At 71.4% G+C, this 24,277-nt stretch carries 25 protein-coding genes; 6 read left to right on the plus strand and 19 right to left on the minus strand.

Annotated features, from left to right (window positions below; genetic code table 11):
• Position 1 precedes the first annotated feature (1 nt).
• Positions 2 to 331 (minus strand): GerW family sporulation protein, encoded by a 330-nt coding sequence (locus HNR14_RS19670; RefSeq protein WP_021765525.1) that lies wholly within the window; start codon positions 329 to 331, stop codon positions 2 to 4.
• 105 nt (positions 332 to 436) lie between these two features.
• On the opposite strand from HNR14_RS19670, the gene HNR14_RS19675 reads away from it, so the two are divergent.
• Entirely contained in the window at positions 437 to 1,354 is a 918-nt protein-coding gene (locus tag HNR14_RS19675) for an endonuclease/exonuclease/phosphatase family protein (RefSeq protein ID WP_179702309.1), read from the plus strand.
• Positions 1,355 to 1,363: 9 nt separating this feature from the next.
• Here HNR14_RS19675 and dinB read toward each other — a convergent pair whose 3' ends face one another.
• Entirely contained in the window at positions 1,364 to 2,608 is a 1,245-nt protein-coding gene (gene dinB, locus HNR14_RS19680; RefSeq protein ID WP_425485054.1) for a DNA polymerase IV, read from the minus strand.
• An 87-nt stretch (positions 2,609 to 2,695) separates the two neighbouring features.
• Here dinB and HNR14_RS19685 point away from each other — a divergent pair, with 87 nt between their 5' ends.
• Positions 2,696 to 3,700, plus strand: coding sequence for an aldo/keto reductase family protein (locus tag HNR14_RS19685; protein ID WP_021764982.1), 1,005 nt, complete (start codon positions 2,696 to 2,698; stop codon positions 3,698 to 3,700).
• Positions 3,701 to 3,725: 25 nt separating this feature from the next.
• Here the strand turns inward: HNR14_RS19685 and HNR14_RS19690 are convergent, their stop codons facing one another.
• The 6 genes from HNR14_RS19690 to HNR14_RS19715 form a co-directional block, all read right to left on the minus strand.
• A complete protein-coding gene (locus HNR14_RS19690; RefSeq protein ID WP_179702311.1) occupies positions 3,726 to 4,382 on the minus strand; it encodes a hypothetical protein in 657 nt (218 codons plus the stop codon).
• A gap of 50 nt (positions 4,383 to 4,432) precedes the next feature.
• The gene (locus HNR14_RS19695; protein ID WP_179702312.1) at positions 4,433 to 4,969 is read right to left on the minus strand and encodes a DUF1697 domain-containing protein; all 537 of its coding nucleotides are present in this window, start codon (positions 4,967 to 4,969) and stop codon (positions 4,433 to 4,435) included.
• A gap of 1 nt (position 4,970) precedes the next feature.
• The gene (locus tag HNR14_RS19700) at positions 4,971 to 5,291 is read right to left on the minus strand and encodes a hypothetical protein (RefSeq protein ID WP_218875081.1); all 321 of its coding nucleotides are present in this window, start codon (positions 5,289 to 5,291) and stop codon (positions 4,971 to 4,973) included.
• A complete protein-coding gene (locus HNR14_RS19705; protein WP_343064547.1) occupies positions 5,266 to 5,805 on the minus strand; it encodes a GNAT family N-acetyltransferase in 540 nt (179 codons plus the stop codon). The genes HNR14_RS19700 and HNR14_RS19705 overlap by 26 nt, the downstream gene beginning before the upstream one ends.
• A 5-nt stretch (positions 5,806 to 5,810) precedes the next feature.
• Positions 5,811 to 6,584 (minus strand): YidC/Oxa1 family membrane protein insertase, encoded by a 774-nt coding sequence (locus HNR14_RS19710; RefSeq protein WP_179702313.1) that lies wholly within the window; start codon positions 6,582 to 6,584, stop codon positions 5,811 to 5,813.
• A 69-nt stretch (positions 6,585 to 6,653) separates the two neighbouring features.
• Entirely contained in the window at positions 6,654 to 6,959 is a 306-nt protein-coding gene (locus tag HNR14_RS19715; protein WP_179702314.1) for a DUF6412 domain-containing protein, read from the minus strand.
• A gap of 86 nt (positions 6,960 to 7,045) precedes the next feature.
• Between HNR14_RS19715 and HNR14_RS19720 the strand changes: the two genes are divergently transcribed.
• Genes HNR14_RS19720 through HNR14_RS19735 form a run of 4 tightly spaced genes read left to right on the plus strand, consistent with a single transcriptional unit; the run spans position 7,046 to position 10,086 of the window.
• Entirely contained in the window at positions 7,046 to 7,711 is a 666-nt protein-coding gene (locus HNR14_RS19720; RefSeq protein ID WP_179702315.1) for an SDR family oxidoreductase, read from the plus strand.
• Positions 7,712 to 7,721: 10 nt separating this feature from the next.
• Positions 7,722 to 9,407 carry a long-chain-fatty-acid--CoA ligase gene (locus HNR14_RS19725; protein ID WP_179702316.1) on the plus strand — a complete coding sequence of 562 codons (1,686 nt, stop codon included), beginning with the start codon at positions 7,722 to 7,724 and terminating at the stop codon, positions 9,405 to 9,407.
• A gap of 56 nt (positions 9,408 to 9,463) precedes the next feature.
• Positions 9,464 to 9,685, plus strand: a complete 222-nt coding sequence (locus tag HNR14_RS19730; RefSeq protein ID WP_179702317.1) for a type II toxin-antitoxin system VapB family antitoxin — start codon at positions 9,464 to 9,466, stop codon at positions 9,683 to 9,685.
• The gene (locus HNR14_RS19735) at positions 9,682 to 10,086 is read left to right on the plus strand and encodes a PIN domain-containing protein (protein ID WP_179702318.1); all 405 of its coding nucleotides are present in this window, start codon (positions 9,682 to 9,684) and stop codon (positions 10,084 to 10,086) included. The genes HNR14_RS19730 and HNR14_RS19735 overlap by 4 nt, the downstream gene beginning before the upstream one ends.
• Positions 10,087 to 10,093: 7 nt before the next feature.
• Here the strand turns inward: HNR14_RS19735 and HNR14_RS19740 are convergent, their stop codons facing one another.
• The 11 genes from HNR14_RS19740 to mnmA form a co-directional block, all read right to left on the minus strand.
• The gene (locus HNR14_RS19740) at positions 10,094 to 10,528 is read right to left on the minus strand and encodes a PaaI family thioesterase (protein ID WP_179702767.1); all 435 of its coding nucleotides are present in this window, start codon (positions 10,526 to 10,528) and stop codon (positions 10,094 to 10,096) included.
• Between the two features lie 53 nt (positions 10,529 to 10,581).
• Positions 10,582 to 12,315 (minus strand): APC family permease, encoded by a 1,734-nt coding sequence (locus HNR14_RS19745; RefSeq protein WP_179702319.1) that lies wholly within the window; start codon positions 12,313 to 12,315, stop codon positions 10,582 to 10,584.
• Between the two features lie 80 nt (positions 12,316 to 12,395).
• A complete protein-coding gene (locus HNR14_RS19750) occupies positions 12,396 to 13,313 on the minus strand; it encodes an oxygenase MpaB family protein (protein WP_179702320.1) in 918 nt (305 codons plus the stop codon).
• Positions 13,310 to 13,867: a YbaK/EbsC family protein gene (locus tag HNR14_RS19755; protein WP_179702321.1), complete on the minus strand. Its 558-nt coding sequence runs from the start codon at positions 13,865 to 13,867 to the stop codon at positions 13,310 to 13,312. Before HNR14_RS19755 ends, HNR14_RS19750 begins: the two co-directional genes overlap by 4 nt.
• 114 nt (positions 13,868 to 13,981) lie before the next feature.
• On the minus strand, positions 13,982 to 15,481 hold the full coding sequence (gene gatB / locus HNR14_RS19760) for an Asp-tRNA(Asn)/Glu-tRNA(Gln) amidotransferase subunit GatB (RefSeq protein WP_179702322.1): 1,500 nt from the start codon (positions 15,479 to 15,481) through the stop codon (positions 13,982 to 13,984).
• Entirely contained in the window at positions 15,481 to 17,028 is a 1,548-nt protein-coding gene (gene gatA / locus HNR14_RS19765) for an Asp-tRNA(Asn)/Glu-tRNA(Gln) amidotransferase subunit GatA (RefSeq protein ID WP_179702323.1), read from the minus strand. Before gatA ends, gatB begins: the two co-directional genes overlap by 1 nt.
• 2 nt (positions 17,029 to 17,030) lie before the next feature.
• Positions 17,031 to 17,327, minus strand: a complete 297-nt coding sequence (gene gatC, locus HNR14_RS19770; protein WP_179702324.1) for an Asp-tRNA(Asn)/Glu-tRNA(Gln) amidotransferase subunit GatC — start codon at positions 17,325 to 17,327, stop codon at positions 17,031 to 17,033.
• A gap of 62 nt (positions 17,328 to 17,389) precedes the next feature.
• On the minus strand, positions 17,390 to 19,171 hold the full coding sequence (locus HNR14_RS19775) for an alkaline phosphatase family protein (RefSeq protein WP_179702325.1): 1,782 nt from the start codon (positions 19,169 to 19,171) through the stop codon (positions 17,390 to 17,392).
• A gap of 28 nt (positions 19,172 to 19,199) precedes the next feature.
• A complete protein-coding gene (locus HNR14_RS19780; protein ID WP_343064549.1) occupies positions 19,200 to 20,456 on the minus strand; it encodes an alpha/beta hydrolase in 1,257 nt (418 codons plus the stop codon).
• 192 nt (positions 20,457 to 20,648) lie between these two features.
• Complete coding sequence (ligA, locus tag HNR14_RS19785) at positions 20,649 to 23,021, minus strand: NAD-dependent DNA ligase LigA (protein WP_343064550.1); 2,373 nt, start codon at positions 23,019 to 23,021, stop codon at positions 20,649 to 20,651.
• Between the two features lie 135 nt (positions 23,022 to 23,156).
• Positions 23,157 to 24,257 carry a tRNA 2-thiouridine(34) synthase MnmA gene (gene mnmA, locus HNR14_RS19790; protein WP_343064551.1) on the minus strand — a complete coding sequence of 367 codons (1,101 nt, stop codon included), beginning with the start codon at positions 24,255 to 24,257 and terminating at the stop codon, positions 23,157 to 23,159.
• Positions 24,258 to 24,277 lie beyond the last annotated feature (20 nt).

A 24,277-nucleotide genomic window follows, 5' to 3' on the forward strand; every position in this document is an offset into this window, starting at 1 on the left:
ATCACTTCTTCAGCGCGCGGATGACACGCGACCAGGCGTGGCCCGCCACCCAGAGGAACGGGATGCCCACGGCGAGCAGGGTGATGAGGTTCGGCCGGAAGCGCACGCCGTCGGCGTCGCTGACGTAGGCGCCGAACGGGATGGACACGCCACCGCCGCCCGCGCCGCCGGGCCCGTCCTCGCTGTCGGAGCCGGTGCCGGCGCCGAAACCGAACTGCACGGCGGCCACGGGGACGAGAGTCGTGCCGTCGATGACGACCGGCTCGCCGTAGACGGACTTGATGCCGGACGAGCTGATGGTCTCGGCGAGCTTGAGCGAGATGTTGGTCATGCCCTCACCGTACCCGCCGCACTCCCAGCATGACCAGGGCGGTTCGCAGGCTCCTCCCGGCGTTCGCGGCGGGTTCTCAGCGGGAGGGCCGGAATAATCGATCGGGTGCCACTCAGCCGATCCCGCCGCCGACCCCGAGGGGTCCTGACCGGGATCGCGGCCCTGGCGGTGGCGGCCTTCCTGCTCTGGCACGGGATGCTGCCCGACATCGGCGGCGCAGCCTCGCTCGTGGAGTCGTTCCTGCCCTGGGCGTTCGCGCTCATCGCTGTGCTCGGCCTCTCGGCCCTGCTGCGCCTCTCCCTGTTCGCCGGCCTCAGCGTGGCGGCGGCCTCGGCCGTCTGGTGGTCGCTGTTCGGTGCCGCGCTCCTCCCCGCGGCCTCGGTCGGCGCCCCGGCCTTCACGGTCGTCAGCGAGAACCTGCGCGCCGGGAACCCGCAGGCCGCGGCGATCGCGCACGACCTCGCGGCACGCAAGCCCGACCTGATCGCACTCCAGGAGCTCGACCAGACGACCCGTGAGACGGTGTCGGACGTGCTCGACGCCGACTACCCGTACAGCGCCGTGGTCGGCACCGTCGGCCTCTGGAGCACCCACCCCCTCCACGACGAGGAGCGGCTCGACCTCGGCCTCGGCTGGGACCGCGCGCTGAGCGTCGACGTCGACACCCCCGGCGGCACGACCCGCGTCTACGCCGTGCACCTCGCCTCGGTGCGCCCGGGCGAGAGCGCGGCCCGCGACGAGATGATGAAGGAGCTCACCAGCACCATCGCGGACGACGATGCCGCCCGCCTCCTGGTGGTCGGCGACTTCAACACCGCCACGACCGATCGCACGCTCGCGCCCCTCTTCACGGAGCTGGGCGAGAAGCCGGACAGCGAGCTCGGCCTGGGCTTCACCTGGCCGTCCGCGTTCCCGGCCGCGCGCCTGGATCACGCGCTCGTCCGCGGGCTCTCCACCGTCAGCAGCATCGTGCTGCCTGCCAACGGCAGTGACCACCGCGGCATCGAGGTCGGCCTGCGCTGACCCCGTGCGCTAGTCGCTGACCCAGCGCGGGTTGCGGCCGTCCTTGGACTCGTCGTCGGCCTCCCGGGCGCGCTTCACGAGCGAGGCGGGCCCGATCGTCCCGCGGCCGAACCGGGCGCTCACCGCGTCGAGCGCGCGCTCGGTCTCGCGCCATTCCTCGTCCGGGTCCCAGAGGGCGAGGGCGTCGCCCCCGGCCTCCAGCAGCTGCTCGGCGCGGACCCCAATGAGCCGGATCGGGGTCTGGCGCACGTCCAGCTCCAGCGCCTCGAAGATCTGCCACGCCTCCTCGAAGAGCCGGCGCCCGACGTTGGTCGGCTCGGCGAGCGTGCGGGACCGCGTGATGGTGCGGAAGTCGGAGAAGCGCACCTTGATCGCGACCGTGCGGCCGACGAGCGCGTGCGTGCGCAGACGCTCCCCCACGCGTCCGGAGAGCCGGAGCATCTCGCGGCGCAGTTTGTCCGGGTCGTCGACGTCGACGCCGAAGGTGTTCTCGTGGCCGACGCTCTTCTCGCGCGACTCCGTGATGACCCGGCGCGAGTCGCGGCCGTTGGCGAGGTCGTGGAGGCGGCGGGCACCGGCGTCGCCCACCGCGCGCTGGAGCACGGCGATCGGGGCGTCGGCGAGGTCGGCGACGGTCCGCATCCCCATGCGCTCCAGCGACGCCTGCGTGCTCGCGCCGACACCCCAGAGAGCGCCGACGGGCAGCGGGCGCAGGTAGGCGATGGTCTCGGCCGGTGGGATGACGAGCAGACCGTCGGGCTTCGCCCGCCCCGAGGCGAGCTTCGCCATGAATTTGGTCCCGGCCGCCCCGACCGAGCAGGTGAGCCCCGTCTCCTCGAAGACCCTGGCGCGGATGAGCTCGGCGATCCGTCGCGGCGAGCCGAGCAGCCGTCGCGCGCCGGCGACGTCGAGGAACGCCTCGTCGATGCTGAGCGGCTCCACGAGCGGCGTGACCTCGTGGAAGATCTCCATGACCCGGGAGGAGTACTCCGTGTACTTCTCGTAGTGCGGGGGCAGGATGATCGCCGTCGGGCAGAGCCGGAGCGCCTGCGACATCGGCATGGCGCTCCGGACGCCGAACCGGCGCGCCTCGTAGGTGGCGCTCGTCACCACGCCGCGGCCGCCCGCGTGACCGACGATCGCCGGCTTGCCACGGGCGTCGGGCCGGTCGAGCAGCTCCACCGAGGCGAAGAAGGCGTCCATGTCGACGTGCAGCACGGTGGCCGCGGAGTCGTCGACGTCCGCGGTCGTCACCCGCCGATCGCTGCCGTCCGCACGTCCCACACCGTCCAGCATGCCACCGTCCGCCGACAGCGGGCTGCGACGAGTAGCGTGAACGGCATGGAATTCAGATACCTCGGCAACTCCGGGCTCAAGATCTCGGAGATCATCTACGGCAACTGGCTGACCCACGCGTCCCAGGTCGAGAACGACATCGCCGCCCGCAGCGTGCGCGCCGCCCTCGACGCCGGCATCACCACCTTCGACACCGCGGACGCGTACGCGAACACCGCAGCGGAGAAGGTCCTGGGCGACGCCCTCGCGGGCGAGCGCCGCGCCTCCATCGAGATCTTCACCAAGGTCTACTGGCCGACCGGTCCCAAGGGGCACAACGACGTCGGTCTCTCACGCAAGCACATCTTCGAGTCGATCGACGGCTCCCTCGAGCGGCTGGGCACGGACTACGTCGACCTCTACCAGGCGCACCGCTTCGACTACGAGACGCCCCTCGAGGAGACGATGCAGGCGTTCGCCGACGTCGTCCGCGCGGGCAAGGCGCTCTACATCGGCGTCAGCGAGTGGAACGCCGAGCAGCTGCGCGCGGGTCACGCCCTGTCGAAGGAGCTCGGCTTCCAGCTCATCTCGAACCAGCCGCAGTACTCGATGCTGTGGCGTGTGATCGAGAAGGAGGTCGTCCCCGCGTCGGCCGAGCTCGGGATCTCGCAGATCGTCTGGTCCCCCGTCGCCCAGGGCGTGCTGACCGGCAAGTACGCACCCGGCGAGCAGCCTCCGGCCGGCAGCCGTGCCGCGGACGAGAAGGGCGGCGCCAACGCCATCAAGAGCTTCCTGCGCGACGACGTGCTCACGGCCGTCCAGGGTCTGCGGCCGATCGCCGACGAGCTCGGCATCACGATGGCGCAGCTCGCCGTCGCGTGGGTGCTGCAGAACCCGAACGTGGCCGGCGCGATCGTAGGCGCGTCGCGTCCCGAGCAGGTCGCCTCCAACGCCGCCGCCGCGGGCATCCGGCTCTCCGGCGATGTGCTCGCGCGCATCGACGAGGCCGTCGGCGACGTCGCCGAGACCGACCCGGCGCAGACCATCTCGCCGGCGAAGCGCCCGGCCTGATCCACCGCCGCCCGCTGGTGCCGCCTCAGACGAGCGCGGCCACCAGCGGGCGGAACCAGTCGCGGAACGCGGGAGAGTCGTCGCGCAGGCTCGCACTCACCACGACCGTGTGCGGCCCGACGATCCAGGCGCCGGAGCTCGACAGCGGGAGCACGTCGAGGTCGAGGCGGAAGTAGCCCGCCTGCCGGCGCAGCTCGTATTCGCGCTCGCGCACCACGTCGACGATGTCGGCCGCCCGGCGGGCGTGGTTCAGGAGGCTGGCCTGCACGTACTCCGCGTGACGCTCGTGCGCCCAGCTCGCCGCCGCCTCGTAGTGCTCGATCACGACGTCCTGCAGCTCGATCGCGCGGTCGAAGACCTCGAAGTGCGGCGGATGCAGCATCCCGCCGATCGGGCGGCGCTCGCGGTCGACGGCCACGTCGAACCACGCCCGCCACTGGTCCGCCAGGGAACTTCCGTCGCCCGCACCCGGTTCGGGCCGCCGCCTGCGCCCGCCGGCCGGGAGCACGGGATGCGCCCCCGTGTTCGCCCGCAGAACCGGCGCGAGTGCCGGCGCCAGGCGCGGCAGCGGCGGCTCACCCGCCGCGGCGAGACCGGCCAGGTCGCGGATGGCGAGCGCCATCAGCAGGTCCCACGGACAGTCCTCGGTGACCTGCCATCGAAGCGTGCCCTCGACGAACATGCCGCAATTGTAGGTTCGTGTGGCCCGCCGGAACAGAGGTGGCGCAGGTCTCAGCCCCGACGGTCGAGTTCGGCGAGCAGGCGCGTCACCGTGCGCTGGTTGCGGGCCGTCGCCACGGGGCCGACGGCGCGCCAGAACGCGGCAGGGACGACAGACTTCGACACGCCGAGCGGACACCACTGGTAGAGCGCACGGTCACCGGCGCGGATGACCTCGGGAGCCGTCTCGCCGTCGGCGGGGAGTGCCACGGAATCCGGGAGGTCGTGGTCGAGGAAGGTCACGACCAGGCGGGAGTCGTCGTCGGCCTCAGCGACCAGCGGGTTGGCCGCGGCGACGGCCCGGAAGCGCTCCTGCGTCAGCAGCAGCACGCGGGCCGCGACACCCGAGCGGGCCTCCAGCGCCGCCTCCACCGCCGCCGCCGTGGTCGCGGTGAGCTCGTCGTCGGCCGTGAACACGGCGTTGCCGCTCTGGAGGAGCGTCACCACGTCGTGGAGGCCGGCATCCTCGAAGGCGGCCACGAGGTCGCCCTTCGCGACGCGCGTCGAGGCGCCCACGTTGATCCCGCGCACGAGCCCGACGCCGAGCACGTCAATCCTCCGCGGGCTCGGCCGCGACCAGCCGCGAGGAGGGGATGGTCGCCGTCTCGGCGGGCCCGCGGCCGTCGCGCCGGTACTGCGGCTCGCCGAACGCGACGACCCAGGTGGTGAGGCGGTCGGCCGGGAGGGACACGCTGCGCAGACTGCGCTCCCCCGGCGCCACGATCACGCCGGTCGGCTCGCCGACCCAGTCGTCGCCCGCGGGCGGGTCGCTCTCGCGGACGTACACCTGCACGCCGACTCCGAGCGAACCGGCCGCCGCGTCGGCGCTCCGGGCGCTCTCGCCATCAGGACTCGTCTTGCGTCTCCACATGCGACAAGCATCCCATCACCACGGCGTCGACCCATTCGCCCTCCCACAGCAGCGCATCCCGCCGCTGACCCTCGACCACGAACCCGGCCTTCTCGTAGGCGCTCTGCGCGCGCGGATTGAACGCGAACACCTCCAGTTCGACGCGGTGCAGGCCGACCGACGAGAACGCGTGCCGCAGCACCGCCTGCGTCGCCTCCGTCCCGTACCCCTGCCCGAACCAGCGCGGAGCGCCGAGCGCGATCCGGAAGCCGGCCGCGCGGTTGTCCACGTCGAGGTCGTTGAGCACCACCTCGCCGATGTGGGTGCCGTCCTCGGGCCGGAGGATCGCCCAGTCGGCCCGATCGTCCTGGTCGGCGAGGCCGGCGAGCCAGGCGGCGACGCCCTCACGGGTGAAGGCGGCGTGCGTGCCGGTGAGGCGCAACACCTCCGGCTCCTGGAGCGACGCCCAGGTGCCGTCGAGATGATCGGGACCGAGCGGGACGAGGCGGAGGCGCTCCGTCGTCAGCTCGGGCACGGGCTTCAGTGCGATGTGGATGGCGTCGTCCTTCCGTCGGTGCCCGTGCGGGCGGGATCGAGCAGTCGGCGGAGGAGCCAGCGCTCCGCCACCGTCCACATCGTCGAGGTGAGGATGTATACCGCGGCCGCGAGCGGCACGAACGCCGCGAAGACCACCGTCACGTAGGGCAGGAAGGACAACGCGCGCAGCATCCCGGTCGGGGAGGTGCTCCCCTCGGGCTGCGGCAGCGCCAGCACTCTCCTGGACACCGTCGTGACGACGGCGATGAGCGCGAGGACGGCCAGGTAGACACCCATCGCGGGCCACACGGGCCCGGCTCCGGTCAGGCCGACGAAACTCGTGCCGAGCGGAGCGCCGAACGCGCGCTCGCCCAGCAGATCGTTCGCGTGCCCCGCGATCACGGGATGCGTGAAGACCGCGTAGACGAGCGAGATGACCGGGATCTGCAGGAGCAGCGGGAGCATCCCGGCGAACGGCGAGGTGCGTTCGCGACGGTAGAGCTCCATCGTCGCCTCGGCCAGCTTCTCGCGGTTCGCGCCGTGCTTCTTCTGCAGTGCGGCGATCTGCGGAGCGAGCCGGCGACGGGTGTATTCGGCGCGCACCTGGCTGATGCCGACGGGGAGGAGGAGGGCGCGCACGAGCAGCGTGAGGATGACGATCGCGACCACGCCGGCTGCGGTGCCGGCGATCGGGTCGACGGCGGCCGAGAGGCCGGTGACGAGGCGGTACGCCGCGTCGAGGAGGGCCGCGACGGGCGGCCAGGAGAAGAGGTCCATGAGTGTGTTTTCCCTGCTGTCGGACGGACGAGGAGTCGTCTGGCCGCGGGCAGGGGCGACACGCCCCGGCTAGGCGGCCGGCAGGGGGGATCCCGGCGCTCGCGGGCGCGGGCGGCCGTCGGTGTCGGGATGCGACTGGCTCTCGGTGAGCCGGTCGACGGGCGGCTCCGCAGGGCGCGACCAGACGGCCCGTTCGCGCAGGGAGGCCGCGAGCGCGGCGACCGAGCGGAGGGAGGCCGCGGCGACGACGGCCACGAGACCGATGGCGCCCGCCACACCGGCCACGGCGATGGTGCCGACGGGCGAGCTCGCGTTCCAGGCGGTGCCCAGAGCGGACGCGACGAGATGCGCGAGGAGCTCCAGGACGGCCGACATGGTGCCGACGCTAACAAACCCGGCGCCGGAAGTGTATGCGCGTTCGCCAGGAGCGCACGCCGCCCGGAAGGGAGCAAGATGGAGTCATGTCTCGAGTAGCGATCGTCGGTGCCCACGGAAAAGTCGCCCAGCAGCTCATGCGGGTGCTCTACGACCAGGGAGACGACTTCGTCGGGATCGTCCGCAACGACGATCACGCGGAGGACGTCTACCGTCTGGGCGGTGAAGGGGTGCTGGTCGACATCGAGTCCGCGACCGCCGACGAGCTCGCCGCGGCGATCTCCGGCTGCGACGCGGTCGTCTTCACGGCCGGCGCCGGCGGGGGCTCCGGTGTGGAGCGCAAGCGGACGGTCGACTACGGTGGCTCGGTGAAGTCCGCCGAGGCAGCAGCGAAAGCCGGCGTCCGCCGGTTCGTTCAGGTCTCCGCCTGGGGCGTCGACTCCCCCGTCGCCGACGACGCCGAGCCCGATTGGCGCGCCTACGTCGACGCCAAGCGCGACGCGGACACCGCCCTGCGGCAGTCGGGCCTGGACTGGACCATCCTGCGCCCCGGCGCGCTCACGTTCGACGACGGCACCGGACTGGTCACGCTCGGCGAGTCCGTCGAGCGCGGCAGCATCCCGCGCGAGGACGTCGCCCGGCTGATCGCGGCCTGCCTGGGCGAGCCCGGCACCATCGGCAAGACGTGGGAGGTCGTCTCGGGCGACACACCGATCGCGGAGGCCGTGCAGGCGCTGGGGGCGCCCGCGTAGGCTTGCCGGCGTGAGCATCTACAGCGAACGCCCCTGGGTCGCGAGTTACGCACCGGGCGTCCCGGCCGACGTCGACACTCCCACCGGCTCCCTCGCCCACCTGATCGACGAGTCCGTGTCGACCTACGGCAGCCACGTGGCGCTGGAGTTCTTCGGTGCGACGACCACGTACGCCGAGCTGGGCGATCAGATCGCCCGCGCCGCGGAAGGGCTGCGCAAGCGCGGCGTCCGCAAGGGCGACCGCGTGGCGCTGGTGCTGCCCAACTGCCCGCAGCACGTCGTCGCGTTCTACGCGGCCCTGCGGCTCGGCGCGGTCGTGATCGAGCACAACCCGCTCTACACGCCCCGCGAGCTGCGCCACCAGTTCGAGGACCACGGCGCGACCGTCGCCATCGTCTGGGACAAGGTCGCGGCGACCGTGCAGGACCTCCCGGCCGACCTCGGCGTGACGACCGTGATCTCCGTCGACCTCACCACGGCCATGCCCGCGGGCAAGCGCTTCGCCCTCCGCCTGCCGATCCGCAAGGCACGGGAGGCGCGCGAGGCGCTCACCACGAAGGTCTCGGGCACCGTGACCTGGGAGCAGCTCGTCTCGGGCCGCAAGCTCAAGGCCTCCTCGCCCCGGCCGCAGGCGGACGACCTCGCGCTCATCCAGTACACCAGCGGCACGACCGGCCTGCCGAAGGGCGCGATGCTGTCGCACGCCAACCTGACGGTGAACGCCGCCCAGTCCCGCGCGTGGGTGCCCTCGGTCGAGCGCGGGACCTCCGTGGTCTATGCCGTGCTGCCGCTCTTCCACGCCTACGGCCTCACCCTCTGCCTCACCTTCGCGATGAGCATGGGCGCGCGCCTGGTGCTCTTCCCGAAGTTCGACCCCGACCTCGTGCTCGACGTGGTGAAGAAGCGCCCGGCGACGTTCCTGCCGGCCGTCCCGCCGATCTACGACCGGCTCGTGCAGGCCGCCGACAAGCGCAGGGTCTCCCTCGAGGGCATCAGCATCGCCATCTCCGGCGCGATGAGCCTGCCGCAGGACATCGTCGGCGAGTGGGAGGAGCGGACCGGCGGCTACCTCGTGGAGGGCTACGGCCTCTCTGAGTGCTCGCCCGTGCTCATGGCGAACCCGGTCAGCGACGGGCGCAAGGCCGGCACGGTTGGCCTCCCGCTCTCCAGCACCGACCTCCGCATCGTCGACCCGGAGGATCCCGGGACCGACCGCGCCTTCGGCGAGGAGGGCGAGCTGCTCGCCCGCGGTCCGCAGGTGTTCTCGGGGTACTGGCGCAAGCCCGACGAGACCGCGAAGGTGCTCACGGCCGACGGCTGGTTCCGCACCGGCGACATCGCCACCATGGACGAGGAGGGCTTCGTCCGCATCGTCGACCGGATCAAGGAGCTCATCATCTCCGGCGGCTTCAACATCGCGCCGACCGAGGTGGAGGACGCCCTGCGCTCCTTCGAGGGCGTCGCCGACGTCGCGGTCGTCGGCCTCCCGGACGCGCACAGCGGCGAGAAGGTCGTGGCAGCCGTCGTCATGCAGCCCGGCGCCTCGTTCGACGAGGCGGCGATCCGCGCCTACGCCCGCGACTCCCTCACCGCCTACAAGGTGCCGAAATCCGTCGTGCAGGTCGACGACCTCCCGCGCTCGATCGTCGGAAAGGTGATCCGCCGCAAGGTCAGGGACCAGCTGCTCGGCCGGTAGACCTTCTATATACTTGTCTATATAGTATTGTCTTTCGTCACAGCGAAAGGGGCGTCATGGCCATCACCTCGATCGACATCGACCCGGACGAACTCCGACGCGCCAAGGAGCTGACCGGGGCGTCCTCCAACCGCGAAGCCGTCGACCTGGCCCTGCGCACCCTGATCGCCGTGCGGCACCAGCCGACCGCGGTCGAACGGATCATCTCGCGTCGCTTCGAGCCCGATCAGCTCGACGCCCCCACAGTCGCGCCGGACGCCGGTCCCCACGCGTCGTGACGACGTATCTCGTCGACAATAGCGTCTGGCAGAAAGCCGGCCGCAGCCCCGCCATCGCTCAGCGGCTCCGCGAGATCTCGACCCGGCACTTGATCATCACGTGCCCACCGCAGGCGCTCGAATACTGCCACTCTGCCCGGACGCCGAGGGAGTATGCGGCGCTGCGGCGCGACATGGACCTGCTGCTCCCGGCATGGGAGCATCCGACGGAAGAGCACGCGCTGGACATCCAGGAAGCCCTCTGGGGCTCCGGGATGGTCCGCGCCGCGGCCGCTATCGACTGCCTCATCGCCGCGTACGCCGTCGCCAACGATGCTGTGGTGCTCAACTCGGATCAGGACTTCGGCTACATCGAGCGCGCCACGGAGGGCGCGGTCCGACAGGAATTCATCGCCGAGTAGTGCCGCATCACCCGATCGGGAAGACCAGAAGCGATCCCGTGGCAGTCGCCACGACCTTGCCCGAGGCGTCGGTCACGACCCCGTCGGCGAAGGCCACCCGGTTGCCGGGCTTGGTCACCGTCCCGACGCAGGTGAGCGGGCCGGAGTCGGCGAGCACCGGGCGGAGGTAGTTCACCTTGATCTCGATCGAGGTGTACCCCTGCCCCTGCGGGAGCGTGGTCTGCACCGCGCAGCCGAGCACCGAGTCCAGCAGGGTGCAGACGAGGCCGCCGTGCACCGTGCCGATCGGGTTGTAGTGCGACTCCCCCGGCTCGCAGACGAACGTCGCCGTGCCCGGCCCCGCGTCGACCAGCGTCATGTCCATCAGGCTCGCGATCGGCGGCGGCGGAAGCACCCCGTCGATCATGGCCCGGAGGTAGTCGAGGCCGCTCAGCGTCGGCATCACCGCCACTCCCGGAGCCGGGTCCTCCCATTCGACGATGCGCTGGCGTTCCGTCACGTGCCGTCCTCTCGCGGGGCCGTCGAGCCGTTCTCCGGCTCGACCGGCTCCAGTGTCTCAGCATTCAGCGGGATCTGCCCAGGGGGCAGATTCGAGCGGTCGGGCGCGATCACGGTGCGCGCGGGAGTGGAGTCGGGGAGCCCGAACGTCGGCACGCCGGCCGGGGCGAGCACCAGCGCGTGCGAGCGCATCGGGAGGGTCTTGCCGCGGAAGTAGTCCGGCTTGCGCCACCACCAGATCGCCATGAGGACCGCCCCGATCAGGAGGCCGCCGACGCCCACCACGGCCTCGGCGCCGATCCCGAAGATCGTCACATTCTTGCCGTCATCGTCGGTCAGCCAGTCGGGGGCGGCGAAGCTGATCAGCCCGTAGACGAACACCCCGAGCAGCATCACGCCGCCCAGCAAGGGGAACACGCCGCGCATGATCACGTGGCGGAACGAGGTGAAGAGCGTCCTCCGGTAGAACCAGACACAGGCGAAACCGGTCAGGCCGTAGTAGAAGGCGATCATCAGGCCGATCGACCCGATCAGCGCGTTCAGCAGCACCGGGCTGATGAAGGTGAAGATCAGGTAGAAGACCGCCGACACGATCCCCATGCCGATCGTCGCCCAGGTCGGGGTGAGGAAGCGCGGGTGGATGCGGGCGAACTGCGCCGGGATGGCCTTGTACGCCGCCATGGAGAGCGCGGTGCGCGCCGTGGGCAGGATGGTCGTCTGGGTCGACGCCGACGCGGAGGTCAGGATCGAGAAGCCGAGGAGGGCCATCAGGATCGACCCGACGACTCCCCCGCCGAACAGCGTTGGACCGATCGCCGAGAACACGTCGCCCGAGTTGTCCGGGTTCGCGAGCCCGATCCCCTTGTCGCCGACGCCGGCGAACGCGACGGTCGCGACCGTGACGACGGCGTAGGTCGCGAGCAGGAGCAGGGTGCTGATGATGGCCGCGCGGCCCGGGGTCTTTCCCGGGTCTTTGGTCTCCTCGTTGATCGAGACCGCGGTGTCCCAGCCCCAGTAGATGAAGATCGCGGTCAGCATCGCGGGTGCGATCGTCTTGGCGAAGTCGAGGGTGAACGGGTTGAACCAGTCCCACTGCGGGATCAGCGAGTACGGCTCGGCGTTGCCCGTGTAGACCTTCACGAGCGCGAACACCGCGAAGAAGATCAGGATGAGCACCTCGAACGACAACAGCACGTACTGCAGCCGGGCCGAGATCTCGATGCCGCGATAGCAGATCCAGGTCATGATGGCGATCCAGAGCAGCCCGGCGATCGTCGTGGCCACGACGTTGCTCGCCAGCGCGGAGACGGCGGGCAGGCCGAAGCTGCCGACGAACGTGAAGGAATACGACCCGGCGATCTGCGCCAGGTTGGCCATCACGATCACGTCGGCGACGATGATCCCCCACCCGCCCATCCACCCGGTGATCGGCCCGAACGCCCTGGTCGCCCACGTGAAGGTGGTGCCGCAGTCGGGCTCGGCCTTGTTGAGCTCCTGGTAGGCGACCGCGATCAGGTACATCGGGATGAAGGCCAGGAGCACGATCCCCGGTGCCTTGACCCCCGCGGCCAGCGTGCCGCCGACGACGATGAAGCCGAGACTCGCCGCGAGGCTGTAGGCCGGAGCGGTGGATGCGACGCCGACGACGACGCTGGAGACGAGCCCCAGCGCACCGTCCTTCAGGCCCTTGGACTCCACGTCGTCCGGCTTGGATGGGACTGTCGCGGTCATGTGCACCTCCAGAGATGAGGTCCGCTCATCTATGGGCGGGCGCAGGACTCAGCGTAACTCCGATCGGGCCGAATGCGCGGTCACGCTTCGCCGCGCTGTTCTGCAAGTCTGCTCAGCCTGCGGCGGGCGGAGAGCTCGGCCTGAGGGACCGGGCCGAGCAGCGCACCGGCGCCGCCGAGCACGGCCGCCGTGGCGCGATCGATCGGGACGAGCCGGTCCGTGGCCCGCTCGCGGAAGCCGAGCAGCTCCCGATGGCGCGGCTCCAGGGTCGACACGGCCGCCCGGAACAGCACGCGGTACGACGGGCGCAGCATCCGGCGCAGCGGGGGCCGCCGAATGAATCGCACGATCTCGTCGACCTCCGGGCCGCCCCGTAACTCGCCGGCGTCGGTGACCGCGTCGATGGCGGCCCGCAGCTCGGCCGCGGTCGCGGGCGCGTTCTCGACACCCATCAGGCGCGCCGCGCGCGTCCACTCGCCGACGTAGCCGTCCGCTCCCCCGGGGATCGGGGCGCCCCAGCGCTCGTGCGCCGTCAGGAAGGCGTCCGTGAACGCCAGGTGGACCCAGGCGGCGAGCTCGGGGTCGTTGGCCGAGTACGGCCGCGTCACGCCGTGTCCGTCGACGAACGTGCCCGCCACCCGCTTGTGCAGGGAGCGGACCATCGCGGAGCCCGCGACGGCCTGGTCGGTGCTGCCGTAGGTGACCGTGTGGATCCAGCGGATCGTCCCCGCGAGACGCCCCAGCGGATCCTCCCGGTAACGCGAGAACTCCCGCACCCCGGCCAGCGCGCCCGGGTGCAGCGCCTGGAGCAGCAGCGCGCGGATGCCTGCCACCAGGGTCGGCATGCCGCCGTGCACCACCCACGCCGCGCTGCCCGGCCCGAAATAGCCCTCGTCCTCGCCGCGCTCGAGCTCCAGGATCCACTCCGGCACGACGTCCGATCGGCCCGCGAGGGTCTCGATCAGGCGCGAGCGCACCGGCTGGAGGAGTCCGGTCATGCGGTGGGGATCTCCAGCCCGAGCCCGTCGATCACCTGCGCGTGCGGCAGCGACGCGAGCAGCCGGCCCGGAACGAGGATCTTCGAGCGGCGCACGCCGGAGCCGACGATCACGACCTCCGCCTGCTCGACCCGGGAGTCGACCAGCACCGGCCAGTCCGCGGGCAGGCCGATCGGCGTGATGCCGCCGTACTCCATCCCGGTCAGCTCGACCGCGCGGTCCATCGGCAGGAACGACGCCTTGCGCACGTCCAGCAGGCGCTTGACGGTGCCGTTGACGTCGGCACGGGTCGTCGAGAGCACCACGCACGCGGCGATGCGCTCGGCGCCCTCGCGCTTGCCGCCGACGACGACGCAGTTGGCGAGCGTCGCCGCATCCAGCCCGAACACCTCGCGGGTCGCGGCCGTGTCGGACACGTCCGGATCGATCTCGACCACGCCGACGTCATCGAGCCAGCCGAGCACGGTCAGCGCGTCGAGCGCGGCCGGAGCGAGCAGATCGGTGCGGGAGGAGGCGGGGACCGAGGTCAGCCCGCCGAGAGTGAAGACGCCCATGCGCCTACTCTGCCGCGCGATGCTGGGAGTGTCCACGCGAGAGCATCCACCTGACGAGACACGCCGTGCGAGCAGCTGCTCGCACGGCGTGTCATGACCACTGGATCGGTCGCGCTACTGCGCGGCGCGCTCCAGGACGAGCTCGCGCACGCGCGCGGCGTCGGCCTGCCCCCGCATGGCCTTCATGACCGCGCCGATGACGGCGCCGGCGGCCTGCACCTTGCCGTCGCGGATCTTCGCGAGCACGTCCGGCTGGGCGGCCAGCGCCTCGTCGATCGCGGCGATGAGCGCTCCGTCGTCCGACACGACCGCGAGACCGCGGGCGTCCACGACCTCCTGCGGGCGACCCTCGCCTGCGATGACGCCCTCGAGCACCTGGCGGGCGAGGCGGTCGGTGAGCGTGCCCGCCTCGACCAGCCCGGCCAGCTCGGCGACGTGCGCCGGGCTCACCAGCGTGCCGGCGGGGACGTTCGACGCGTTCGCCAGTCGGGCGATCTCGCCGGTCCACCACTTGCGTGCGGCGGCGGCGGTGGCGCCGGCGGCGACCGTCGCCTCCACCTCGTCGAGCAGGTCAGCGTTCTCGACGTCCTGGAACTCCAGGGCGGTGAAGCCCCAGTCGGCCGCGAGGCGCTTGCGGCGCACCGACGGCTGCTCGGGCAGTGTGCCCCGGAGCTCCTCGACCCACTCGCGGCTCGGGGCCACGGGCACCAGGTCGGGCTCCGGGAAGTAGCGGTAGTCGTCCGCGTCGCTCTTGGGACGGCCGGCGCTGGTGGTGCCGGTGTCCTCGTGCCAGTGGCGGGTCTCCTGGGTGATCGTGCCGCCGGCGGCCAGGATGGCGGCCTGGCGCTGGATCTCGTAGCGCACGGCGCGCTCGACCGAGCGCAGCGAGTTGACGTTCTTGGTCTCGGTGCGGGTGCCCAGCGTGCCGGAGCCGCGGGGACGGAGCGACACGTTCGCGTCGCAGCGGACGTTGCCCTCCTCCATCCGCGCGTTCGAGACGCCCAGCGCCTTCACGATGTCGCGGATCGCACGCACGTAGGTGCGCCCGATCTCCGGTGCGTCTGCCTCGGCGCCCTCGATCATCCGCGTGACGATCTCGACGAGCGGGACGCCGCCGCGGTTGTAGTCCACGAGAGAGTAGTCGGCGCCCTGGATGCGGCCCGCGGCGCCCCCGACGTGCGTCAGCTTGCCGGCGTCCTCCTCCATGTGGGCGCGCTCGATGAGCACGGTGACCTCGCGGCCCGACTCCAGCTCGATGGTGACCGAGCCGTCGTGGGCGATCGGCTCGTCGTACTGGGACGTCTGGAAGTTCTTCGCCGTGTCGGGGTAGAAGTAGTTCTTGCGGGCGAAGCGGCTCGTCTCGGCGATACCGCAGCCGAGCGCGAGGCCCAGGCGGATGCTCGACTCGATCGCCTTCTCGTTCACCTGCGGCAGACCGCCGGGCAGGCCCAGGCAGGTCGGGCAGGTGTTCGTGTTGGCACCCGAGCCGAACTCGTTGGCGCAGCCGCAGAACATCTTCGTCTTGGTGTTGAGCTCGACGTGCACCTCGAAGCCGAGCACCGGCTCGAACAGCTCCAGGGCCTTGTCGAAGTCCATCAGTTCCGCACCGGCCATCAGACGGCTCCCTCTTCGTTCGCGAACATCTCGGTGGCGGCCAGGTCAGGGGCCTGGCTCAGCAGGGTGCGACCCCACTTCTCCTCCAGCAGCCGCTCGAGGGCGGCGCCGATCGTGTACAGCCGGGCGTCGGCACGGGCCGGCGCCATCAGCTGCATGCCGACGGGGAGGCCGTCCTCCGGCGCGAGGCCGATCGGCAGGCCCATCCCGGGCACACCGGCGAGGTTCGCCGGGATGGTGGTGATGTCGTTGAGGTACATCGCCATCGGGTCGGCGAGCTTCTCGCCGAGCTTGAACGCGGTGGTCGGCGCGCTCGGGCTGACCAGCACGTCGACCTTCTCGAATGCGGCCGAGAAGTCGCGCTGGATGAGCGTGCGGACCTTCTGCGCGCTGCCGTAGTAGGCGTCGTAGTAGCCGGCGCTCAGCGCGTAGGTGCCGAGGATGATGCGGCGCTTCACCTCGGGGCCGAAGCCGGCGTCGCGGGTGGCCGCCATGACGCGCTCGACCGTGACCGGGCCGTCCGTCGGGTCGACGCGGAGTCCGAAGCGCACCGAGTCGAAGCGCGCCAGGTTGCTGGACGCCTCGGCGGGCAGGATCAGGTAGTAGGCCGAGACGGCGTACTCGAAGCTCGGCGCGCTGACCTCGACGACCTCGGCGCCGGCGCTCTCGAGCAGGGCCACCGCCTCGTCGAAGCGCTGCTTCACGCCGGCCTGGAAGCCGTCGCCGGAGATCTCCTTGATGACGCCGACGCGCACGCCGCGCAGGGCGCCGTCCGTCTGACCGGCGAGGGCCGCGGCGGCCATCGACGGCCAGGTGTCGGAGAGCGAGGTCGAGTCGAGCGGGTCGTGGCCGGCGATCACGTCGTGCAGCAGCCCGGCGTCGAGCACCGAGCGGGAGACCGGGCCGACCTGGTCGAGCGAGCTGGCCAGCGCGATCGCGCCGTACCGGCTCACGCCGCCGTAGGTCGGCTTGACGCCGACGGAGCCGGTCACGGCGGCCGGCTGGCGGATCGATCCGCCCGTGTCCGAGCCGAGGGCGAACGGCGCCTCGAAGGCCGCCACGGCCGCGGCCGAGCCGCCACCGGAGCCGCCCGGGATGCGCTCCAGGTCCCACGGGTTGCGGGTCGGGCCGTACGCCGAGTGCTCCGTCGAGGAGCCCATCGCGAACTCGTCCATGTTGGTCTTGCCGAGCGGGACGAGGTCGGCCTCCCGCAGCTTGCGCACCACGGTCGCGTCGTACGGGGGCAGCCAGCCCTCGAGGATCTTCGATCCCGAGGTCGACGGCATGTCGTTCGTCGCGAGCACATCCTTGATCGCGACCGGGACGCCGGCGAGCGGCCCGAGGGCGTCGCCCGCGGCGCGGCGGCCGTCGATCTCGGCAGCGGTGCGCAGGGCCTTCTCGCCCGCCACGTGCAGGTAGGCGTGCACGTCGGTGTCGACCGCCTCGATGCGCTCGAGGTGGGCGCGGGTCGCCTCGACGGACGACACCTCGCCGGTCGAGAGCAGGTCGGCCAGTGCGGCGGCGCTGAGTCTGGTCAGGTCCGTCATGGTCACTCCTCGTCCAGGATGGCGGCGACCTTGAAGCGGTCGCCGTCGCGTGCGGGGGCGCCCGAGAGCGCCTGGTCGACCGTCAGGGACGGCACGACCTCGTCGCGCCGGAAGACGTTCGTCAGCGGCAGCGGGTGGCTCGTGGCCGGCACGTCGGGTCCGGCGACCTGCTGCACCTTGGCGACCGACTCCACGATCTGGCCGAGCTCGCTCGTGAGGCTCTCGATCTCTTCCGGGCTGAGGTCGATCCTGGCGAGACTCGCCAGGTGCGCGACCTGTTCTGCGCTGATTTCGGACATACGTCTCCGTCGGTGCTGGTGTGTTGAGGTGCCGCGGGTGCGCCCGGCGGCCTAAGACGATTCTATTGCTCGCCGAAGAGCCCGAGGCCGAGCCGGTGCACGGCGTCGTACGCCTCCTGGTACGTCACCGGGACGGCGTCGCCCGGCTTGCCGTAGCGAGCGGTCAGCAGACCGACCAGTCCCACCCCGGGCGGGCTCAGCGGGCGGTCCTGGTCGCCCGGGGCCGGGGCGTCGGCCTCCGGGTTCGCCGGGAGGTACTGCGGATGGGTGTCCGGCCAGGTCCCGGGCTGCCGAGGCGTCGACAGATTGACGGCGTCGCGCAGGGTGCGCGCGCCGCGATCCCGCTCCGTCAGGTTGTCGAGCCCGTACTTCTCGCACAGCGTGGCGATCACCGCGGCGTGGTGCATCTCCTCGTGGAGGATCGAGCCGCGCTCGGTGTACGCCGAGATCGCGATGGCGGGGACGCGCAGGCCGAGCCGGTCGAACAGGAAGCCGTTCTCCCCCGGCCCGGTCTGGTCGGGCGGCGTCGCCGGCCCGGGCGGCACGTGGTCGTACGTGCCGCCGTGCTCGTCGAAGGTGACGAGGAGCATCGTGTTCAGCGCGTTGGAGCCCTTGGCGCTCCGCGACGACCGGATGGCGGAGTAGATGTTGTGGAGCAGCAGGTCGCCGGCACGGACGTCGGAGATGGCGCCTCCGACGATCACCTCGCCCCCGACCTCCTCCTCGGTCGTCGGACCTCCCGGCGGGTGCATGTCGTTGTGGTCGTAGAGCAATCGCGGCTCGACGAACGCGTAGTCGGGCAGGGTGCCCTCCTCGACATCCTTGTAGAAATGGGACATCGTGCGGAAGTTGGTGCGCCAGTACGGCTCCAGCGCGGGCGCGTGGATGAAGCCCGTCAGGGAGATCAGCTGGCGGTCGTCGAAGTAGACGCGCCAGCTGCGCCCTGCCTCCTCCAGCCGGTTGAAGATCGTGGGCGCATCATTGGCCGGATCGAACCACTTGCGCAGGCCCCCGTCTCCGGCGTTGTCGACGTAGCCGTGCGAGGTGGAGGCGTTGAAGAACGACCGGTTGCAGAACGTCTGCGACGGCACGGCGCAATGCCAGTCGTCGTAGACCGCGAACTGGCGCGCGAGCGTGGAGAACACCGGCAGCATGTCCGGGGTGAACGACCCCATGATCCTGCGGTAGTCGTCGGCCACCGGCTCCTGACCGGTGTCCTTGCGGAGCACGCCGATGTAGTCGCGGACGAAGCCGTCCATCCCCGGCTTCTGCCCCGGCACCGGCGCGTTGTAGGGCGGCTGCATGTCCTTGACGAGCGCGTCCGCGTTCGACGGCGGATCCACGATGTCGAAGAGCTGGGTGTTGACGTGCGGGTAGACCTCGCCGGGGTCCGGCGACGGCTGGCGCATCACGAAGTCGGTCGTACCCTCGTACGCGTGCACGGGGATGTCCGGACCGCCGTTCGGGTCCGGGTTGCGGTAGTCGCCGAAGGCCAGGCCGTCGAACCGCTTGCCCTTGGGCAGGTTCTTCTCGTCGTAGAGCCAGCCCAGGAGGTTGTCGAACGACCGGTTCTCGTACATGAGCACGACCAGGTGGTCGAAGCCCGGCTTCGCCCGCGGGGGAAGCGGCGGGTACTCCTCGCCCGGCTCGGCGCGCGGAGCCTCCCCGGCCACCGGTCGCGAGGCGTACGCGGCTCCCGCGGCCGCTCCCCCGGCGCCGCCCGCCACCGCCCCGGCGGCCACGAGGCCCGCACCCTTCAGGAAGTCGCGGCGCGACGACCCGCGCTTCTCGTGCTGCACGTCGTCCTGCTGCTCGCCGTCCTGCTGCTCGTCGTCCGATCCCATCCCGTCCATTATGCGGGCCGCGGACGGGTCAGAGGACGAGGCGCCCCTGATCGATCCCGATCATCGCGAGGTTGCGCATGCACTCGGTGCCCGCGGTGAAGTACTCGTTGTGCCCGCTCGACCCCGCGAGCGCGCGGTGCGTCAGCGGGTCGACGGCGCCGCCGACGCCCATCTTCTTCGCGCCGTACGACGGCGAGCCGGGATCGCTGCCGAAGAACGCGCTGTCGACGATCGGGTCCATCGGGGCCTCGCCCACCCAGACGTTGCCGCCGCGCACCGAGAGGTCCTTCACGGACTGCGCGTCGCTTCCGGGCGAGCCCATCAGGGCCAGCGCGTCGACCTGCACGTTCCCGCGCTCCAGCGCGAGCAGTGCGGCGGTCGAGCCGTAGGAGTGCGCGAAGACGCTGAGGTACGGCGGATCGGCGGCCCGCAGACTCGTGATGCCCTCCAGCGTGCGCTCCAGGCTGTCGGCGCCCTGCTGCGCGAGCGCCAGGCCGCCGATGTTCGTGAGCACCGGCGTCTGGTAGCCGATCCAGGCGACCACGGCGACCCCGGGCGTCTTCGATCCGCTGCCCTGACCGGCGATGCGCTTCAGGAATCCGGCCTCCTGATCGTGCAGGTCCTGCGCGACCTCCGCCCAGGCCTCGATCTGCTCACCGACGGACATGTACATGCCCGGCACGAGCACGCTCACGTACTTCGCCGTGCTCAGGTCGCCGACGACGATGGCCGCCTTCGCGTCGGAGGAGGTGTCGAGCGAGACGAGGGTGCGGGTGACGCCGTCCTTCTTCTCGAGGGCGTCCTTCACGTTGCCGAGAGTGGTCAGCTGACGCTGGAGGACGAGACGCTGGGTCTTGCCGCGCTCGGTCTTGAGGTCGGTCTTCGCGGTCGCGATGGTTCGCTTGAGGTCGAGCGCGTTCGCGCGGCCGCGCACGGTGTACGGGACGCCCTCGAGGTTGCCGATGAGGTGCGGGGCCTCCTTCAGGAGCACCGCCTGCTGCTTGGCGTCGAGGATCGACCAGACCCGGCTGACGTCGGTCGCCGCAGGCGGATCCGCGATCAGCTTGTCGATCTCGGCATGATGCCCGGTGAGGTAGGCCGGAAGGGCGGAGGCGCTCACTCCGGCGAGCCGGCCGAGAGTGGAGGTCGTCGTGACATTCGAGGCTCCCGAGACGGGTGCATCCGACGTGATGCCGGCGGCGGCGACGGTCTGCGACGCGGGCGCGATGGAGGCGTCGGCGGGTACGACGAAGGCCCCGGTCAGTCCTGAGACTGCCGAGGTCACAATGGAGACAGCTGCAAAGCCGACCAGCACTCCGTCCGGGTCCCTCCGAGAGCGAGCGAGCTAAGCCCTTGCAGTGCGCATCGGGTGAGCGCACCTCTGCATGCTATCGGGGAAAACATGGACGTCGGCAGGCCGTTCTACCCCCGATTCAGGGGGAGACTTCGGATCCTGTCCGCGCTTTGACTGACAGGTTCAGGCCTCTCCGAGGGCATCCGGGCCCTGTTCGACGAGGATGCGGAACTGAGCGGCGTCGAGGACCCGGAGTCCGAGCTCCTCCGCCTTGGTGAGCTTAGACCCCGCGCCGGGTCCGGCGGCGACGAAATCCGTCTTCTTCGAGACGCTCGATGCGGCCTTCCCGCCCGCGGCGATGATCGCCTCCTGGGCGCCCTCGCGCGTGTACCCCTCCAGCGAGCCGGTGGCGACGACGGTCAGCCCCGCGAGCACGCCGCCGGCGTCGGCCGCGGCGCCCGGACCGGGGTGGCCGGGCGTCGAGAACTGCACGCCCGCCTTCGTCCAGCGGTCGACGATGTCGACGTGCCAGTCGACGCCGAACCAGTCGATCACCGCGTCGGCGATGATGCCGCCGACGCCGTCGACCTCGGCGAGCTCCTCCCTGCTCGCAGCGCGGATCGCGTCGAGCGATCCGAAGTAGTCGGCCAGCGCGCGCGCCGCGACGGGGCCGACGTGGCGGATGTTCAGGGAGACCAGGATGCGCCAGAGGGGCTTGGTCTTCGCCTTCTCGAGCTCGGCGAGCAGCTTCGTCGCCGCCTCCGAGGGCAGGACGAGCTGGTGGTCCTTGCGGATGCCCAGACGGCGGCGCTCCGCCGGGTCGAGGTCCTCCGTGCCGGGCGGGTACGTCTTGGCGCCGAGGCGCTGGAACGGCGAGCGGCGGATCGGCTCGCCCGTCACCTCGTCGAGCTTGATCTCGCCCGTCTCGGAGTCGCGCACGAGCACCTCGATCGGGACGAGCTCGTCGATCTCGAGGTCGAACAGCCGGGCCTCGGTCGCGAGCGGCGGGGTGGCCGGCACGACCGGCTGGGTCAACGCCGCCGCCGTGACTTCTCCGAGCGCCTCGATGTCGAGGCCGCCCCGCGATCCGATGTGCTCCACGCGCCCGCGCACCTGCGCCGGGCACGATCGGGCGTTCGGGCACCGGAGGTCGATGTCGCCCTCCTTCATCGGGCGGAGGGGGGTGCCGCACTCCGGGCACACCTCGGGCATGTGCCACTCGACCTGGGTGCCGTCGCGCTGCTGCTCGACGGCTCCGAGGATCTCCGGGATGACGTCCCCCGCCTTGCGCAGCACGACGGTGTCGCCGATCATGACGCCCTTGGCACGCACCACCTCCTGGTTGTGCAGGGTGGCCTGCCGCACGGTCGAGCCGGCGACCTTCACGGGCTCCATCACGGCGTACGGCGTCGCGCGGCCGGTGCGCCCCACCCCGACGACGATGTCGAGGAGCTTCGTGTGCACCTCCTCGGGCGGGTACTTGTAGGCGATCGCCCAGCGCGGGGCGCGGCTGGTGGCGCCGAGCTCCACGTGGAGGTCGAGCTCGTCGACCTTCACCACGATGCCGTCGATCTCGTGCTCGACGTCGTGCCGGTGTTCGCCGCGGTCGGCGATGTAGCCGGCGACCTCCTCCACCGAGTCGAACACGCGCGAGTGCGGCGACACGGGCAGGCCCCACCCGGCGAGCAGCCCGTAGATCTCGGACTGGGCGACGACGTCGGGATGCTGCCACGCGCCGATGCCGTGGAGGTAAAGGGAGAGCCGCCCGAGCCGCTCGCGCATGAGCTCCAGCTCGAAGGCGTTCTTGTTCTCGCGGCGCTGGCGCAGGCTGCCCGCCGCGGTGTTGCGGGCGTTCGCGAACTCGGGATACCGCGTCTTGATGCGGTCCTCGGGGCGCCCCTTCGCCCGCTCCTCGTCCTCGTAGGCGGCCTGCAGGTCGCGCTGGCGCTGATTGAGCGCCTCGAAGTCCACGGTGCGCAGGAAGACCTCGCCGCGCACCTCGAAGAACGCCGGGTAGCCCGTGCCGCTCAGCTGCCGCGGGATGGTCGGGATCCAGTCGATGTTCTCGGTGATGTCCTCGCCGACCCGGCCGTCGCCGCGGGTGGTCGCCGTCTCGAGCACGCCGTCGCGGTAGGCGAGGCTGATCGCGAGGCCGTCGATCTTGAGCTCGGTGAGCCAGCGCACCGGACGCCCGGCGGCCGCGGCCGTCTTGGCCGCCCAGTCGCGGAACTCGTCGATCGAGAAGACGTTGTCGAGGCTGAGCATGCGCTCGGCGTGCTCGTGCTCGGGGAAGCCGACCGAGGCCACGACCGCGCCGACCTGCTGGGTGGGGCTGTCCTGCCCGGCCAGTTCGGGGAACGCCCGCTCGATCGCCTCCAGGCGGTGGAAGTCGGCGTCGTACTCCGCGTCGGAGAGCGCGGAGTCGCCGTCGCCGTAGTACGCCACGCGCGCGCCCTCGATGCGCTCGGCGAGCCGGTCGGCCTCCGCCCGCGCCGCCTCGAAGTCGAGGTCGCCGAACTCGACCGGGGTGTCACTGGTCTCAGAGATCTCGCTCACGGACCAATACTAGGCAGCGCCGCCGACACCGCCACGGCGCCTCCCCGGCCCGTGCGCATTCGGCACGAATCGCGGGATACCGCGCCCCGAAGCCGCGATTCGTGCCGAATGTGCGCGGGAGGAGGCGGCCGCGCCTCAGGCCGGGACGGCGGAGACGGTGCGGTCGATCGTGGTCTGGCCGAGCACCCGCGTGCCGACGTACACGACGGCGGTCTGACCGGGGGCGACGCCGTCGAGCGGGGTGTGCGGGCGCACGACGAGCTCGCCGTCCGCGACGAAGGCGACGGCGGGCACGGGGTCGGAGTGGGCGCGGATCTGCACGTCGCAGTCGAAGGGGGTGGCCGAATCGGCGGGCGCGAGGCCGGCCCAGGTGAAGCGCGAGCCCGCGATCTCCGCGATGTCGAGCGCCTCCTTCGGGCCGACGACCACCGTGTTGTCCTTGGGTCGCACCTCCAGCACGAAGCGCGGACGGCCGTCGGCGGAGGGGTAGCCGATGTTGAGCCCCTTGCGCTGTCCGACCGTGAACGCGAGCGCGCCCTCGTGGCTGCCGATGCGGTTGCCGTCGCGATCCAGGATGTCGCCGGTCTCGGCTCCCACGCGCTCGGCGAGCCAGCCGCGGGTGTCGCCGTCCGGGATGAAGCAGATGTCGTGCGAGTCGGGCTTGTTCGCGACGCTGAGGCCGCGGGCCTCCGCCTCCGCGCGGACCTCCGCCTTGGACGGCGTCGCACCGAGGGGGAACATCGCGTGCGCGAGCTGGTCGGCCGTCAGCACCCCGAGCACGTACGACTGGTCCTTGGCCCAGGCGCTGGCGCGGTGCAGCTCGCGATTGCCGTTCTCGTCGGTGACGACGGCGGCGTAGTGCCCGGTGCACACGGCGTCAAAGCCGAGGTCGAGGGCCTTCTCGAGCAGCGCGGCGAACTTGATCCGCTCGTTGCAGCGCATGCACGGGTTGGGCGTGCGGCCGGCGGCGTACTCGGCGATGAAGTCGTCGACGACGTCGAGCTTGAACCGCTCGGAGAAGTCCCACACGTAGTACGGGATGCCGATGATGTTCGCGGCGCGCTGGGCGTCCATCGAGTCCTCGATGGTGCAGCAGCCGCGGCTGCCGGTGCGCAGCGTCCCGGGCATCCGGCTGAGGGCGAGATGCACGCCGACCACGTCGTGCCCGGCCTCGACCGCGCGCGCCGCCGCCACCGCGGAGTCCACTCCCCCGCTCATCGCTGCCAGAACCTTCACCCCGGGATTCTACGCTGTCG

Origin of the sequence: Leifsonia naganoensis (genome assembly GCF_013410615.1) — a bacterium.
GTDB lineage: Bacteria > Actinomycetota > Actinomycetes > Actinomycetales > Microbacteriaceae > Leifsonia > Leifsonia aquatica.

Coding starts and splice junctions, on each gene's coding strand:
- HNR14_RS19670 (WP_021765525.1), bottom strand. CDS start 331: ATGACCAACATCTCGCTCAAGCTCGCCGAGACCATCAGCTCGTCCGGC.
- HNR14_RS19685 (WP_021764982.1), top strand. CDS start 2,696: ATGGAATTCAGATACCTCGGCAACTCCGGGCTCAAGATCTCGGAGATC.
- HNR14_RS19690 (WP_179702311.1), bottom strand. CDS start 4,382: ATGTTCGTCGAGGGCACGCTTCGATGGCAGGTCACCGAGGACTGTCCG.
- HNR14_RS19700 (WP_218875081.1), bottom strand. CDS start 5,291: ATGTGGAGACGCAAGACGAGTCCTGATGGCGAGAGCGCCCGGAGCGCC.
- HNR14_RS19710 (WP_179702313.1), bottom strand. CDS start 6,584: ATGGACCTCTTCTCCTGGCCGCCCGTCGCGGCCCTCCTCGACGCGGCG.
- HNR14_RS19715 (WP_179702314.1), bottom strand. CDS start 6,959: ATGTCGGCCGTCCTGGAGCTCCTCGCGCATCTCGTCGCGTCCGCTCTG.
- HNR14_RS19720 (WP_179702315.1), top strand. CDS start 7,046: ATGTCTCGAGTAGCGATCGTCGGTGCCCACGGAAAAGTCGCCCAGCAG.
- HNR14_RS19730 (WP_179702317.1), top strand. CDS start 9,464: ATGGCCATCACCTCGATCGACATCGACCCGGACGAACTCCGACGCGCC.
- HNR14_RS19740 (WP_179702767.1), bottom strand. CDS start 10,528: ATGCCGACGCTGAGCGGCCTCGACTACCTCCGGGCCATGATCGACGGG.
- HNR14_RS19745 (WP_179702319.1), bottom strand. CDS start 12,315: ATGACCGCGACAGTCCCATCCAAGCCGGACGACGTGGAGTCCAAGGGC.
- HNR14_RS19750 (WP_179702320.1), bottom strand. CDS start 13,313: ATGACCGGACTCCTCCAGCCGGTGCGCTCGCGCCTGATCGAGACCCTC.
- HNR14_RS19755 (WP_179702321.1), bottom strand. CDS start 13,867: ATGGGCGTCTTCACTCTCGGCGGGCTGACCTCGGTCCCCGCCTCCTCC.
- gatB (WP_179702322.1), bottom strand. CDS start 15,481: ATGGCCGGTGCGGAACTGATGGACTTCGACAAGGCCCTGGAGCTGTTC.
- gatA (WP_179702323.1), bottom strand. CDS start 17,028: ATGACGGACCTGACCAGACTCAGCGCCGCCGCACTGGCCGACCTGCTC.
- gatC (WP_179702324.1), bottom strand. CDS start 17,327: ATGTCCGAAATCAGCGCAGAACAGGTCGCGCACCTGGCGAGTCTCGCC.
- HNR14_RS19775 (WP_179702325.1), bottom strand. CDS start 19,171: ATGGGATCGGACGACGAGCAGCAGGACGGCGAGCAGCAGGACGACGTG.